This is a genomic window from Micromonospora sp. AB353, from assembly GCF_049538395.1.
Taxonomy (GTDB): domain Bacteria; phylum Actinomycetota; class Actinomycetes; order Mycobacteriales; family Micromonosporaceae; genus Micromonospora; species Micromonospora aurantiaca.
Genome location: NZ_JBMVFV010000009.1, coordinates 35,995 through 50,335 on the forward strand (window position 1 = coordinate 35,995; position 14,341 = coordinate 50,335).

The 14,341-nt window shown below is 73.8% G+C and carries 15 protein-coding genes; 11 read left to right on the plus strand and 4 right to left on the minus strand.

What is annotated here, in order from left to right; genetic code table 11:
* The first annotated feature begins 254 nt into the window (after positions 1-254).
* From ACPCK6_RS06885 to ispF, 3 genes are all read left to right on the plus strand, one after another.
* Complete coding sequence (locus tag ACPCK6_RS06885; protein ID WP_007073334.1) at positions 255-740, plus strand: CarD family transcriptional regulator; 486 nt, start codon at positions 255-257, stop codon at positions 738-740.
* 53 nt (positions 741-793) lie between these two features.
* A complete protein-coding gene (gene ispD / locus ACPCK6_RS06890) occupies positions 794-1,489 on the plus strand; it encodes a 2-C-methyl-D-erythritol 4-phosphate cytidylyltransferase (protein WP_269697760.1) in 696 nt (231 codons plus the stop codon).
* Between the two features lie 164 nt (positions 1,490-1,653).
* Positions 1,654-2,136, plus strand: coding sequence for a 2-C-methyl-D-erythritol 2,4-cyclodiphosphate synthase (ispF, locus tag ACPCK6_RS06895; protein ID WP_423480656.1), 483 nt, complete (start codon positions 1,654-1,656; stop codon positions 2,134-2,136).
* Between the two features lie 38 nt (positions 2,137-2,174).
* Here ispF and ACPCK6_RS06900 read toward each other — a convergent pair whose 3' ends face one another.
* Entirely contained in the window at positions 2,175-2,705 is a 531-nt protein-coding gene (locus tag ACPCK6_RS06900) for a hypothetical protein (protein ID WP_396880898.1), read from the minus strand.
* 174 nt (positions 2,706-2,879) lie between these two features.
* Here ACPCK6_RS06900 and ACPCK6_RS06905 point away from each other — a divergent pair, with 174 nt between their 5' ends.
* From ACPCK6_RS06905 to ACPCK6_RS06915, 3 genes are read left to right on the plus strand one after another with little or no spacing between them, the layout of a single operon-like run.
* On the plus strand, positions 2,880-4,232 hold the full coding sequence (locus ACPCK6_RS06905; protein WP_423480657.1) for a BTAD domain-containing putative transcriptional regulator: 1,353 nt from the start codon (positions 2,880-2,882) through the stop codon (positions 4,230-4,232).
* 50 nt (positions 4,233-4,282) lie between these two features.
* The gene (locus tag ACPCK6_RS06910) at positions 4,283-5,341 is read left to right on the plus strand and encodes a tetratricopeptide repeat protein (protein WP_423480658.1); all 1,059 of its coding nucleotides are present in this window, start codon (positions 4,283-4,285) and stop codon (positions 5,339-5,341) included.
* Positions 5,342-5,386: 45 nt separating this feature from the next.
* Positions 5,387-6,427, plus strand: coding sequence for an NAD(P)-dependent alcohol dehydrogenase (locus ACPCK6_RS06915; protein WP_423480659.1), 1,041 nt, complete (start codon positions 5,387-5,389; stop codon positions 6,425-6,427).
* A 55-nt stretch (positions 6,428-6,482) separates the two neighbouring features.
* On the opposite strand, the gene ACPCK6_RS06920 is transcribed toward ACPCK6_RS06915, so the two are convergent.
* On the minus strand, positions 6,483-7,649 hold the full coding sequence (locus ACPCK6_RS06920) for a homogentisate 1,2-dioxygenase (protein ID WP_423480660.1): 1,167 nt from the start codon (positions 7,647-7,649) through the stop codon (positions 6,483-6,485).
* Positions 7,650-7,743: 94 nt separating this feature from the next.
* On the opposite strand from ACPCK6_RS06920, the gene ACPCK6_RS06925 reads away from it, so the two are divergent.
* The 5 genes from ACPCK6_RS06925 (at position 7,744) to ACPCK6_RS06945 (ending at position 12,100) form a co-directional block, all read left to right on the plus strand.
* On the plus strand, positions 7,744-8,610 hold the full coding sequence (locus ACPCK6_RS06925) for a hypothetical protein (protein ID WP_396880903.1): 867 nt from the start codon (positions 7,744-7,746) through the stop codon (positions 8,608-8,610).
* Entirely contained in the window at positions 8,607-9,806 is a 1,200-nt protein-coding gene (gene fahA / locus ACPCK6_RS06930) for a fumarylacetoacetase (protein WP_423480661.1), read from the plus strand. The genes ACPCK6_RS06925 and fahA overlap by 4 nt, the downstream gene beginning before the upstream one ends.
* Before the next feature lie 169 nt (positions 9,807-9,975).
* Complete coding sequence (locus tag ACPCK6_RS06935) at positions 9,976-10,185, plus strand: DUF397 domain-containing protein (protein WP_135242308.1); 210 nt, start codon at positions 9,976-9,978, stop codon at positions 10,183-10,185.
* 111 nt (positions 10,186-10,296) lie between these two features.
* Entirely contained in the window at positions 10,297-10,779 is a 483-nt protein-coding gene (locus tag ACPCK6_RS06940) for an SRPBCC family protein (RefSeq protein ID WP_396880905.1), read from the plus strand.
* 67 nt (positions 10,780-10,846) lie between these two features.
* Positions 10,847-12,100 carry an outer membrane protein assembly factor BamB family protein gene (locus tag ACPCK6_RS06945; RefSeq protein WP_423480662.1) on the plus strand — a complete coding sequence of 418 codons (1,254 nt, stop codon included), beginning with the start codon at positions 10,847-10,849 and terminating at the stop codon, positions 12,098-12,100.
* 121 nt (positions 12,101-12,221) lie between these two features.
* Here ACPCK6_RS06945 and hisC read toward each other — a convergent pair whose 3' ends face one another.
* Together hisC and ACPCK6_RS06955 are read right to left on the minus strand one after the other, a co-directional pair.
* A complete protein-coding gene (gene hisC / locus ACPCK6_RS06950) occupies positions 12,222-13,325 on the minus strand; it encodes a histidinol-phosphate transaminase (RefSeq protein WP_423480663.1) in 1,104 nt (367 codons plus the stop codon).
* Positions 13,322-14,323, minus strand: a complete 1,002-nt coding sequence (locus tag ACPCK6_RS06955) for an RDD family protein (protein ID WP_423480664.1) — start codon at positions 14,321-14,323, stop codon at positions 13,322-13,324. Before ACPCK6_RS06955 ends, hisC begins: the two co-directional genes overlap by 4 nt.
* Between the last annotated feature and the right edge of the window lie 18 nt (positions 14,324-14,341).

The window sequence follows — 14,341 nt, forward strand, 5'->3', positions numbered from 1 at the left end:
ACACCTGGGCGCGGACGGAGTTGCGGAGCTACCATGGAAGGAGCGCATTGCCCTAGATCTGGACGCTCCCGTCACCCCTTACCGGGTTGTCACGTGTTCCTCACGGAGCGTGTCGAAACCATCGGTTTGACCGCCTGTCAAGCTGAAGAAATACCTCTCACAGGGCCCCTGAGCTGCGCCAACGGTCAGGACAGCGGTGAGACATCGGTGCCTGAGCGTGTTACCCTAGACACAGCGAAAGGGGTTTCGAACCTATGGTTTTCAGTGTCGGCGAGACCGTTGTTTACCCCCACCACGGGGCCGCACTCATCGAGGCAATCGAGACTCGGGTCATCAAGGGCGAGCCCAAGCAATACCTCGTCCTGAGGGTCGCACAGGGTGACCTGACGGTCCGGGTTCCCGCTGAGAACGCCGAGATCGTGGGTGTGCGCGAGGTGGTTGGCGAAGAGGGCCTGGGCAAGGTCTTCGACGTGCTCCGTGCACCACACACCGAGGAGCCGACCAACTGGTCGCGGCGTTACAAGGCGAATCTGGAGAAGCTGGCCTCCGGAAACCCGCTGAAGGTGGCCGAGGTCGTCCGCGACCTGTGGCGCCGGGAGCGGGAGCGGGGCCTGTCGGCGGGCGAGAAGCGGATGCTCGCCAAGGCTCGTGACATCCTCGTCGGCGAGGTCGCGCTGGCGGAGAAGAGCACCAAGGACGAGGCCGAGACGCTGCTCGACAAGGTGCTGACCGAGGCCTGATCCACGCCTCTGCCTCTACCCACCCCGCAGCGAACGAATCCGAGGACCGCGACGTGACCGCGCAGCTCAATCCGCGCGGTGACGTCGCGGTCCTCGTTCCTGCGGCGGGTGCCGGGGTACGCCTCGGACCCGGCGCCCCGAAGGCACTCCGGCTGCTCGCCGGTGAGCCGCTGCTCGTGCACGCGGTCCGCCGGATCGCCGCCGCGCCCTCCGTGCACACGATCGTGGTGGCCGCACCGGCCACCGAGGTCGAGGCGGTACGCGCGATGCTCGCCCCCGTGGCCCCGGTGACTGTGGTGCCCGGTGGCGCCGAACGCCAGGAGTCGGTTGCGGCGGCCCTCGCAGCGGTTCCCGCCGGTCCGGAGATCGTCCTCGTGCACGACGCGGCCCGCGCGCTCACCCCGCCCCACCTGGTCGAGTCGGTGGCCGCGGCGGTCCGCGACGGGCACGACGCGGTGATCCCGGTACTGCCGGTGGTCGACACGATCAAGGAGGTCGACGCGGCCGAGCGGGTGCTCGGCACCGTCGACAGATCCGCGTTGCGGGCGGTGCAGACGCCGCAGGGCTTCCGCCGGTCGGTGCTGATCGCGGCCCACCGGTCGGCGGGTGACGCGCTGACCGATGACGCCGGCCTGGTCGAGAAGCAGGGGATCGCGGTGACCTGCGTACCCGGCTCCGAGTTGGCCCTGAAGATCACCCGCCCGTTCGACATGGCCCTGGCCGAGCACCTCCTGACCACAGGCGCATAGCGGCGCCCTCGCGGCACGCGGGCTTCGAGATCTTGGTACGAACTGGCCCCCATAGGGGCCGTTTCCTACCAAGATCTACTCGGATCCTGGGATCTGGAACGTGGATCCCATTTAGCCAACCACAGCCCGGGCCGCGGTCAAGGCGCGACGCGTACCCTCTGGTCATGATCGTTCCTCGGGTGGCTGTCGGCACCGACGTGCACGCGTTCGCGGCCGGGCGGCCCTGCTGGGTCGCGGGCCTGCACTGGCCGGACCAGGACGGCCTGGCCGGTCACTCCGACGCCGACGTGGCGGCGCACGCCGCCTGCAACGCCCTGCTCTCCGCCGCCGGTCTCGGCGACCTGGGCGCGAACTTCGGCGTGGACCAGCCGGAGTGGGCCGGTGCCTCCGGGGTGGCGCTGCTGACCGAGAGCGCACGCCGGGTACGGGCGGCGGGCTTCCAGATCGGCAACGTGTCGGTGCAGGTCATCGGCAACCGCCCCAAGATCGGGCCGCGCCGGGAGGAGGCGCAGCGGGTGCTCTCCGAGGCGGTGGGTGCGCCGGTGACCGTCTCCGCCGCCACCACCGACGGGCTGGGCTTCACCGGGCGCGGGGAAGGGCTGGCCGGGATCGCGGTGGCCCTGGTGTACGAGGCCCCGGTCGGCTGACGCGGTGACCGGGGACGCCGGTCACCGCGTCCACCCGATCAGTCGACGTCGGTACAGACGTTGTGGGTGGTGCCGTGGAGCATCGTGATGGTCTTGTCGAAGGTGGGGGAGAACTCCACCCGAAACCGGCCGTCGACGATCCACAGCCCCTTCGGCAGCGTGCCGGCGTTCTCCCGGAAGCCGAGCAGCACCGGCCCGGTCACGTACCAGGTCATCGAGCCGTCGGTGCGGTAGACGACGAGGGCGGTGCCGCTCGCGTCCGCCGTCGAGGTGGCGCCGGTCTCCAGGTTCGTCACCCGGTTGATCAGATCGCCGGTGAACAACTCCCGCTTCGGCGCGCCGTCCGGGTAGGTCTCGATCGTCAGCTTCCGCACCTCGTCCACGATCGGCTCGACCCGTACCGCGAACTCGCATCGCGCGCCGGCCGGCATCTCGAACGGCGCCTGGGGCGCGGGTTCCCAGGCGCCGGGGGCGGGATGCCGCTCCGGGGCGGCGGACGCCGACCCGGGCAGGGCCGCGACCACCGCCACCACGACGCTCGCCACCGCGATACTCATCCTGAACCGCATGTTCCACTCCATCCCTCGCTGGTCCGGGTGGCGAGCATCGCCGGGCCCGCTCACCACCGGCTCACCGCCTCGCGCGGCAGGCGGCGCCCGGGCGGACCCGTCCGGCCGGGTTCCTCACCACGCGATCACCGGCGGGCGACAACCCCGGGCCGGTACCGGATCGTCCTGTTCGGTATGGAGTTCCGCCTGCTCGGGCCGTTCGAGGCCCGCCACGACGGCCGGCCGGTCGAGGTCGGCAGCCGGCGCCAGGAGCGTTGCCTGCTCGGGGTGCTGCTGCTCGACGTGGGCCGGGTGGTGCCGACCGACCGCCTCATCGACCTGCTCTGGAACGGCAGGCCGCCGGCCACCGCCCGGAGCGCGGTGCAGACGTACATCGGGCGGCTGCGGGGCTCGCTCCACCCGTACGGGGTGCGGATCAGCACCCGGGGCGAGGGCTACGCGGTGGAGGAGGACGGGCACCGGGTCGACGTCGACGAGTTCGCCGACCTGGTCCGGGCGGCCGGGCGGACCGCCGATCCCGCCGAGCGGGTGCGGTCGCTCGACCGGGCGCTCGCCCTCTGGCGCGGGCCGTTGCTCGCCGACGCGGCGGACGACGAGCTGCGGGACCGGCTGCACGGCACGCTCGAGGAACTTCGCCTCGTCGCCGTGGAACTGCGCGCCGAGGCGCAGCTCGCGCTGGGCCGGCACACGCGGGCCATCGCCGACCTGATGCCGCTGGCCGCCCGGCACCCGACGCGGGAACACCTCGTGGCGGTCCTGATGACCGCCCTCTACCGGGGCGACCGGCGCGCCGACGCGCTGCGCCTCTACCGCGCCACCCGGGATCTGCTCGCGGCCGACTTCGGCGTCGAGCCGGGGCCCCGGCTCCGGGAGGTGCAGCGCCGGGTGCTCGCGGGCGACGACCGGCTGGATCGGGCCGCCCGGCCGATGCACGAGATCCGGGTCGGCGACGAGAGCCTGCCGTGGAGCGTGGGCGGCCACCCGGCCCTGGACTTCTGCAACACGCTCGCCGGGTGGGGGCACGAGCCGCCGTTGCCCGGCGCCGAGTGGCTGCGCGGCTACCGCACCCTCGCCGTCTGGGCCGGCCATGTCGGGCTGGTGGACGGGGTCTCGACGAACCGCCTCCTGCACCTCGCGCGCCGCGACCCGGCAGCGGCGGAGGCAGTGCTCGGCGAGGCCCGGACGCTCCGCGCTGCGCTCTACGCCAGCCTGGTCGACCCGGACGACGGCCCGGCCTTCGAGACCGTCGCGCGGGCCGCCGAGGCCGCCGCCCGTACGCTCGTCTTCCGGCGCGAGGCAGACGGACGCGGCAGATGGTGGCCCGACCTGGCGGCCGGGCTGCGGCTGCCGGTGCACGCCGCCGCGTTCAGCGGCGCGCAACTGCTCGCCGATCCGGCCCGGTTCACGGTGCGGGTCTGTCCGGACCGGCGGTGCGGGTGGCTTTTCCTGGACGAGAGCGGGCTGCGCCGGTGGTGCAGCCTGGGGACGTGCGGCGGCCGGGCGGGCGCGTCCTGCCGGAGTGCCTGATGCCGGGCACCCTCGGCGCGCTGTGGGTCCGGGCGGATACGCTCGCCGGGATGCCGAGTGACGCCGCTCCCGACCAGTCCGCCGCCGACGGTTACCTGCAACGCGCCCACCTGCTCGCCGAGCTGGGGCGCTACGATGAGGGGATCGGCGAACTCACCGCGCTGATCGCGACCGAGCCGGCGCACGTGCCCGCGTTGACCATGCTGGCCCGGATGCACCTGGCCGCCGACCGCCCGGCCGAGGCGCTCGCCGCCGCGGAGGCGGCAGTAGCCACCATCGGCGACACGCCCGCCCACGAACCGCCCGCTCCCGAACCGCCGGTGTCCGGGACGCCCGCCCGCGACCACGTGCCGGCGCTCGTGGCGCGGGGGTTCGCGCTCCTCGACCTGGAACGCTGGAAGGAGGCGGCGGCGACCGCCGACGAGATCCTGGCGCGTGCGCCGGGCGACGCGTACGCGCAGCGCAGTGCCGCCGCCGTCCTCTCCGCGTCGCGCAACGGGCAGGCGGCGCTGGACGCGGCGTGGCGCGGGGTGGAGCTGGCCCAGGACGAGCCGGAGGCGCACCTGGTGCTCGGCCTGGTCGCGGTGCGGTTGCAGCTGTTCGACCTGGCCGAGCGGGCCTACCGGGAGGCGCTGCGGCTGGACCCGGAGCTGGGTGAGGCGGGGCAGGACGTGGGCGTGGCCCGGCTGGAACGCCGCCGGTACGCCGAGACGCTCGAACGCCTGACCGCGCTGGCGGACCTGCCGGTGGCGCGTCCCGACCCGGCGCGGACGGTGGACGACGGCGTCCGGCGGCTCCTGCTGTCGGTGGCCGGCTGGTCGCTGCTCGCGAGCGTGCTGGTCGCCGCGCTGGCCCCGGCCTCGTCCGGCGCGTCCCGGCTGCTCGCGGTGCTGGCGGTGGCCGGGACGGCGGTGCTGCTGCGGCGCCCGGCGACGTGGCGGCCCGGCCTACGGGAGGCGATGTCACGCGGCCTGGTCGTGCCGGTCTGCGCGGCCGCCGCCGCGGCGGTGCTGCTGCTCGTGTACGCGCTGGTCGGCGGTCCGTTCCCGCTGGTCGGGGCGATCACCGCGTCGGTGGTGGCCGGAGTCACCGCGTTCGTTCGCCGGTGAGAGGGTAGGAGGACCGGAAACACCGGCTGAAGGAAGCGGGACTCAGTGCTCACCGTCAACGCCTACGCGGCGACGTCCGCGACCGAACCGCTCGCCCCGACCACCATCGAGCGGCGCGATCTCGGACCGGACGACGTTCTCATCGACATCAGGTTCTCCGGCATCTGCCACTCCGACATCCACACCGCGCGCAGCGAGTGGGGCCCGACCCGCTACCCGATCGTGGTGGGTCACGAGATCGCGGGCGTGGTACGTGAGGTCGGCTCGGCGGTCACGAAGTTCGCCGTCGGCGACCGGGTCGGCGTCGGCTGCCTCGTCGACTCCTGCCGGGAGTGCGACAACTGCCGCAAGGGGCTGGAGCAGTACTGCCTGAAGGGCAGCACCGGCACGTACGGCGGGGTGGGGCGGGACGGCAAGCCGACCCAGGGCGGCTACTCGCAGGCCATCGTGGTCACCGAGGACTTCGTGCTGCGCATCCCGGACGGCATCGAGCTGGACGCCGCCGCGCCGCTGCTCTGCGCCGGCATCACCACGTACTCGCCGCTGCGGCACTGGAACGCCGGGCCGGGCCGCCGGGTGGCGGTGATCGGCATGGGCGGTCTCGGCCACATGGCCGTGAAGCTGGCGCACGCGATGGGCGCCGAGGTGACGGTGCTGTCGCAGTCGCTGAAGAAGCGGGAGGACGGGCTGCGGCTCGGTGCCGACCACTACTACGCGACAGCCGACGAGGACACGTTCACCGAGCTGGCCGGCTCGTTCGACCTGATCATCAACACGGTGAGCGCGACCCTCGACATGGACGCGTACCTGCGGCTGCTCGCGGTGGACGGGACGCTGGTCAACGTGGGCGCCCCGGAGAAGCCGCTGTCGGTGCACGCGTTCTCACTGATCCCGGCCCGGCGGTCGTTCGCCGGGTCGAACATCGGCGGCATCGCGGAGACCCAGGAGATGCTCGACTTCTGCGCCGAGCACGGGCTGGGCGCCGAGATCGAGGTGATTCCGGCCGAGAAGATCAACGAAGCGTACGAGCGGGTGCTCGACTCCGACGTGCGATACCGCTTCGTCATCGACGCGTCCACGTTCTGACGACCGTGTGCGAAGGGGCCGCGTCCGTGCCGGGCGCGGCCCCTTCTCGCGTACGTCAGGACTTGCGCGCCCAGGTCCAGGCGTAGCCGTCGTCCTCGCAGCCGGCGGCCGCGTCGCACAGGTCGAGCGGGCGGAACGTGTCCACCATGACCGCCAGCTCGTCGAAGAACTCCGCGCCGATCGAGCGCTCGGCCGCGCCCGGCTGGGGGCCGTGCGTGAAGCCGGACGGGTGCAGCGAGATCGAGCCCTGCTCGATGCCGGAGCCGCGCCGGGCCTCGTAGTTGCCGCCGGTGTAGAACAGCATCTCGTCGGAGTCGACGTTGTGGTGGTTGTACGGCACCGGGATGGCGGCCGGGTGGTAGTCCACCTTGCGCGGCACGAACGAGCAGATCACGAAGTTCGGGCCCTGGAACGTCTGGTGCACGGGCGGCGGCTGGTGGATCCGCCCGGTGATCGGCTCGAAGTCGTGGATGGAGAACGCCCACGGGTACATGTGCCCGTCCCAGCCGACCACGTCGAACGGGTGGTTGGCGTAGACGTACCTCGTCCAGCCGCGGCGGTGCTTGACCAGCACCTCCACCTCCTCGCCGTCGACGAGCAGCGGGGTGTCCGGTCCCCGGACGTCGCGCTCGCAGTAGGGCGCGTGCTCCAGGAACTGCCCGCGTACGGAGAGGTAGCGCTTGGGCGGCCCGATGTGCCCGGACGCCTCGACGGCGAGCAGCCGGGTCGGTTCGTCGCCGGTGGGCACCAGGCGGTGGATGGTCGAGGTGGGGATGACGACGTAGTCGCCCGCTACCGCGTCGAGCACGCCGAACGGCGACTCGACCCGCATCGACCCGGCCTCCAGGTAGAGGCAGTGGTCGCCGGTGGCGTCGCGGAACAGCGGCGACGGCCGGTCGGCGAGCACGTACGCGATGCGTACGTCGTCGTTGGCGAGCAGGTACTGCCGGCCGAGCACCGGGTCCGCGCCGGTGCCGTCGAGCTTGTGCGTGCGTAGGTGGCGCGGCTTGAGCGGCAGGTTCGGCACGCGGGTGACTGTGGGCGGGGCGTACTCCTGCGCGGCGAGGATCGCGGTCGGCGCGTGCCGGTGGTAGAGCAGCGACGAGTCGGAGGAGAAGCCCTCCTGGCCGACCAGTTCCTCCGCGTAGAGCGTGCCGTCGGGCTGGCGGAACTGGGTGTGGCGCTTGCGCGGCACGTCGCCGACGCTGCGGTAGTACGGCATCTCGCCTCCCGATATGTCCCGTTCTCCGGCCGGTGGCGTCCGATAATCGGACGCTGTTGTCCGTTCCTCGTAGCGTCCCGTACATTCTTGTCTCGTGTCAACGCAGGTGCCCCGCCTCCTCTCCGGCCTGGTGGACGACGCCGCGGTCTTCCCGCCCGGCAACGCCCCGCTGCCCGACGCGGTGACCGCGCACCGCACCCACCGCACCGCCTGGTACGCGGACATGGTCGGCCCGCTGCTGCTGCCCGCCTCGGAGATCCAGCGTGGATCGCTGAACGGCCTGGTGGACCCGGCCGAGGGCCTGGTGATCGGGCTGATCGGCGACACCGGCCTGGACCAGCTCCCGCAGGCGCTGGACGCGCTCGCGCCCGACGGGGTGACCGCCCGGCAGATCGAGGCGCCGGTCGCCAAGCGCGGCGAGGATCCGCAACCCGGGCTGTCCGAGCTGATGACGCTCGCCGGCCGGCTCGACGGCACCCCCGTGTACGCGGAGATCCCGCTGACCTTCGGGCTGATGGGCGCGCTCGACACGCTCGCCGAGGCACGCGCCGCCGGGCTGCCGGTGGCCGCCAAGTTCCGTACCGGCGGGCTCGCCGCCGAGCTGTTCCCCACCCCGGTCGAGCTGGCCGCGGTGATCTGCGCGTGCCGGGACCGTAAGCTGCCGTTCAAGCTCACCGCCGGGCTGCACCACGCGATCCGGCACCGCGACCCGGAGACCGGCTTCAACCACCACGGTTTCGTCAACGTGCTGGGTGCCACGCTCGCCGCCGTCGGGGGAGCCGAGGTGGACGGCGTGGCCGAGCTGCTCGCCGCCACCGACCCGGTACGCGTGGTCGAGCCGGCCCGGGCGCACCGCGACGCCGAGCGCCCGCTCTGGGTCGGGTACGGCTCGTGCAGCATCTCCGAACCACTTACCGATCTGATCCGGCTGGGGCTGGTGAACGGAGGCTTCGAGGCATGACCTGGGTACCAGGGGCGGCGGGGTCGCCGTACGGGGTGACGAACCTGCCGTACGGCGTGTTCCGGCACGGCGGAGGTGAGCCGCGTATCGGCGTCCGCATCGGTGACCTCGCGCTGGACCTGGCCGGCGCGGAGGCCGCCGGTCTGGTGCTGGCCGGCGGCGCGCTGGGCCGGCCGACGCTCAACGCCTTCATGGCGCTCGGCCGCCCGCAGTGGACGGCGGTCCGGCAGCGGATCGTCGAGCTGCTCACCGAGCCGGGGCACCGGGCGGCGGTCGAGCCGCTGCTGGTGCCGCTGCGTGAGGTCGAGATGGCGCTGCCGTTCGAGGTGGCCGACTACGTCGACTTCTACTCCTCGGAGCACCACGCCTCGAACGTCGGACAGATCTTCCGGCCCGGGCAGCCGCCGCTGCTGCCGAACTGGAAGCACGTGCCGATCGGCTACCACGGCCGGGCCGGCACCGTAGTCGTCTCCGGCACCCCGGTGATCCGCCCGACCGGCCAGCGGGCCAGCGCGCAGGGCCCGACGACCGGCGCCTCGGTCCGGCTGGACATCGAGGCCGAGGTGGGCTTCGTGGTGGGCGTGCCGAGCCGGCTCGGCGAGCGGGTGCCGGTGGCCGACTTCGCCGACCACGTCTTCGGCGTGGTGCTCGTCAACGACTGGTCGGCGCGGGACATCCAGGCGTGGGAGTACCAGCCGCTCGGACCGTTCCTCGGCAAGTCGTTCGCCACCTCCGTCGCGGCCTGGGTGACGCCGCTGGAGGCGCTGGCCGACGCGTTCGTACCCGCGCCGGACCAGGATCCGCCGGTGCAGGACTACCTGCGCGACACCCCGCACCTCGGGCTGGACCTGACGCTGTCGGTCGAGTGGAACGGCGAGCGGGTCGCCGAGCCGCCGTTCGCCGGCATGTACTGGACCCCGGCGCAGCAGCTCGCGCACCTCACCGTCAACGGCGCGTCGCTGCGTACCGGCGACCTCTACGCCTCCGGCACCGTCTCCGGTCCGGAGCGCGGCCAGGTCGGGTCGTTCCTGGAGCTGACCTGGGGCGGATCCGAGCCGGTCAAGTTCGCCGACGGCAGCGAGCGGACGTTCCTGGAGGACGGCGACACGGTGACGATCACCGCCACCGCGCCCGGCCCGGACGGCACCACAGTCGCCTTGGGCGAGGTCACCGGGACGATCCTCCCGGCCCGCTGAGATCCGACCTTCCGAACCGGCCCCGGTCGCACCCGATGTGCGACCGGGGCCGTTTCCTTCGCCGTTGATCGCTCCGGATCACGTGCGCCCCGGCCGGTGGCTCCTCCCGGGAGCGCCCGCGGTGCCGGGCCGGGCGTACCAGCGGAAGCCGAAACAGGAAGGACCGAGCATGACCGAGTTGACCGGTGCCGTCTGGCGCACCAGCAGCCGCTCGAACGATCAGGGTCTCTGCGTCGAGGTGGCGACGAACGTGGTCGCCGCGCACGGCGTGGTGGGCGTGCGCGACTCGAAGGACCCGGACGGTCCGGCGCTCGCGGTGAGCCCGCCGGGCTGGGCCGCGTTCGTCACCGCGCTGCGAGGCGGCACGCTCCGCGGCTGACCGCTCTCGCGCCACACCGGTGCCCCGGCCGGGGCACCGGTGGTGGAAATGTCACCGGGAGGCTCCCCGTTTCCGGTCACGGCCCGTACCGTGTACGACACGGGAGGTGCCATGTCGACGGTGACCGTTTCCGCATTCATCGAAGCGCAGGACGCCGACCTGTGGCGGCTGCTCACGGACCTCCCGGCCCGCGCCGGCTGGCTCTCGGCGGTGGACGCGGTCGAGGTCCTCGGCACCGGCGGCTTCGGACCGGGCACGGTGTGGCGGGAGACCCGCGTCCGGCCGGACGGCGGCACCGAACCGGAGGAGTTCGAGGTGATCGAGGCGGTCGCGCCCGGCCGCCTGGTGCTCGGCTCGCGCGGCGCCGGCGCCGACTACCGGATCACCTGGACGCTGCGCACCGTCGAGCGTCGGCGGCGCGGCTGCACCGAGGTCACCGTCGAGCAGGAGGCGGTGCCGACCCGGGCGTACGGACGGGTGCTGGCCCTGATCCTCGGCGGCCTGGCCGCCCGCGCGGTCGAGGGCGCGCTCCGGCGTGACCTGGCCGACCTGGCGCTGGCCGCCGGTCCCGCCCGGTCCACCGAGGCCGCCTGAGCCGACCCGGCCGCTCCCCGCACCCCGCCCGCACACGGCCGGTAGGGTGCCGGGGCGGAGGTGACGGATGGCGAAGGCCGCGAAGCGGCGGGCCGTGGTGGCGCTGGTGGCGGTACTCGCCGTCGCGGCGTCGGTCGCCGTGGTCGTCCGGGTGCTGGCACCCGCCGAGGTCGACACCCCGGCCCGCAAGCCGTACCCGGCGGCGCCCGCGCCGACCGCCGGGGTGCTCGCGCGGCTGCCGGTGGCGCCGCTCGTCGTGGACGGCCGCCTCCGCGTCTACGCGGGCGCCCGTCAGGTGTACGCGGACCAGCCGGTCACCGGGCGGCACCGGGTCACCCCGTTCTGGTCCTTCCGCCGCTGGCCGGCAACGCTGGTCGGCGTGCTCGCCGAGGGGACCACAGTGGTCAGCCGCTGGTCCGACGGGAAGCTGGTGGCGCTCGACGCGCGTACCGGGCGGGTGGCGTGGCGGGCCGACGGCCCGCATCCGGGGTCGGTGCCGGAACCGCGACGCACCTTCGCCGCCACGGTCTGGGATCCGGCCGGGCTGCACGTGGCGCGCGCTGCCGACGGGCGGACCGTGCTGCTCGCGGCCGGTCCGGGCGGGCTCGGCGGCTACGACCTGGCCGACGGCCGCCGGCTCTGGCGCGCGGACGTGGGCAGGGGTTGCCGGTCCGACGTGGGCACCACCGCGAGCGGCGAGCTGGTCGGGGTGGAGAGCTGCGACGGTCCGGCCGCGGTCGAGCTGCGGGACGCGGCGACCGGTACGGTGCGGACCCGCTGGCGGCCGCCGGACGCGCCGGAGCAACTCGTCGTCACGCCTGTGGGCTGCCCGCACGGGCACTCCGGTTGCCGCGGGCTGCGTACCGCCGGGCCGGACGGTGCGGGCAGCCGGGGCTGGCTGGTGGCCGACCCGGGTGAGCCGGCCGCCGCGCCGGGCCTGGACCACCCGGACACGGTGCTGGACGGCGAGCGGGCGGTGGACACGTCCGGCCCGGTGGTGGTCGGGCGCTCGGCGCGTACCGGCGAGGAGTTGTGGCGCCGGGCGGACATCCATCCGGCCCGGGTGCTCGCGACCGAGCCGGGGCGGGTGCACCTGCTGACCGACCGGCGGGAACTGGTCACCGTCGACCCGCTCACCGGGACGACCCGGTCGAGTTTCGTGTTCGACCTGGGACGGGACGGGATCGGCTGGCGGCCGGGCCGGGCGTACGCGGTGGACGGCTACGTCGCCGTGGAGCGGCTGCGGGAGCAGGCCGCTCCGGAGGACGACGACCAGGGCTACTTCCTGATGGCCGAGCCGGTGTTGCTCGCGGTGACCTGATCCGGCGGGTCAAGCCACAAATCGGACAAAAGCACCTATAGTCCTCTTGTCTGATCGGTCGGACGAAGACGCCCGGTGCCGGTCCGTAGGGGGTTGACGGACCGACGCCGGGCGCGCCCGGTCAGGCCAGCGCGGCCTCTGCGGCGGCCAGGAACGCGTCGTTCTCGGCCGGGGTGCCGATGGTGACCCGGACACCGTCGCCGGGGAACGGGCGGACGATCACGCCACGCGCCTCGCACGCCCGGCCGAACTCCACCGCCCGCTCGCCCAGCGGCAGCCAGACGAAGTTGGCCTGGCTGTCCGGCACGTCCGGGACGAACTTGCGCAGCGCCTCGGTGACCCGGTCCCGCTCGGCCACGACCAGCGCACAGCGCCGCTCCACCTCGTCGGCCTGCGCCAGCGCGGCCAGCGCGCCGGCCTGGGCGGCCATGCTGGTGGAGAACGGGGTGACCACCTTGCGCACCGCGGCGGCCACCTCCGGCGCCGCGACCAGCCAGCCGATCCGCAGACCGGCCAGGCCCCACGCCTTGGACAGCGTGCGCAGCACCGCCACGTTCGGCCGGTCCAGGTAGGTCAGGCCGTCCGGCACGTCGGGGTCGGTGACGAACTCCCGGTACGCCTCGTCGATCACCACGAGCACGTCGTCCGGCACCGCGTCGAGGAAGCGGTCCAGATCGGCCCGGCGCACCGCCGTACCGGTGGGGTTGTTCGGGTTGCAGACCAGGACCATCCGGGTCCGGTCGGTCACCGCCGCCGCCATCGCGTCCAGGTCGTGACCGTGGCCGGCGTCGTTCGGCACCCGCACGCTCGTCGCGCCGCTGGTCGCCGCGATGATCGGGTACGCCTCGAAGGAGCGCCACGAGTAGAGCAGCTCGTCACCGGGCAGGCAGGTGGCGCGCACCAGGTGCTCGGCCAGCGCCACCGAACCGCAGCCGGTGGCGATCCGGTCGGCGTCCACGCCGTACCGCTCGGCGAGCGCCTGACGCAGCGCCACCACGCCCATGTCCGGGTAGCGGTGCGAACCCGCCACCGCCTCCGCGACCGCCTCCACCACGCCCGGCAGCGGGCCGTACGGCACCTCGTTGCTGGCCAGCTTGATCGCCTCGGCCAGTCCCAGCTCGCGGGCCAGGTCGGCCGGGCTGCGGCCGGGCACGTAGTTGGGCAGCGCGTCCAGGTCGGCGCGGGTGAGCCGCAGCGCGGGCTGCTGGCGTCCGGTGTCGGTCATGGGGTGTCTCCCGGGGTGTCGGCGCTCTCGGGCGGGGTGGTACGGGGGTCACGCTTGCGGGGGAGCTGGACCACCACCGTCTGCGCCCGCTTGTCGTGCAGGGCCTGGCGCAGCGGATGGTCGAACAGGGGCGATACCGCGTCGATGAGCTGGAGCACCAGGCCCAGTCCGCAGCAGTACCAGAGCAGCGTCGGCAGGCCGAGCGTGCTCCAGCGCCGGGTGGCCCGGCCGAAGCCGAGCGGCTGGTCCGCCTCGACCGGCAGCGCGCGGATGCCCATCAACCGCTTGCCGAAGGTCTGGCCGCGTGCCGCCATCGACGGCACCTCGTACGCGTACCAGAGCGCGGTGGCGATCACCAGGATCGCGATCTGGAGGCCGCCGGCCTGGTCGTCGATCTGGGGCAGTCCCTCGGTGGACGTGTCGCCGTTCAGCGCCCGGCGCACCGACTCGCGCAGGTACGGGGAGACCGCCTCGATGTAGCGCCACACGAACCAGCCGTTGACCACGGCGTTGAGCAGGAACACCACGCCGAAGTCGATCAGGCGCGCGACCAGCCGGGCGCCGTACGACGCCAGTGGCAGTCCGTGCGGGCGCGGGATCGGCTGCGCTCCGGGCCAGTGCGGATACGGCCAGCCCGGCGGCGGGCCCTGCATGCCCGGCCCGGCCTGTCCCGGCTGGCCCGGCCACGGGTTCACCTGACCCGGCTGACCCGGCCACGGGCCGCCCTGGCCCGGCTGTCCCGGCCACGGGCTCGGTCCGCCCGGTCCGCCGGGCGTGCCGGACGTCGGGGTCGCGTCGGGGCGGCCGCCGGGACCGGCGGCCTGCTGGCCGGCGGCCGGCGTCGCGGCGGCCGGCGCGGGCTCCGGTTCGGGGGGCGGCGGGCCCTCGGGCGGGGTGACGTCGACCGGGATCGGCGCGCCGATCCAGCCCTCGCCGTCCCACCACCTGCGGGTCTCCTTGTCGGCGGGGTCGACGTACCAGCCGGGTTCCAAACTCACGATGCTGTCCTCATTCGC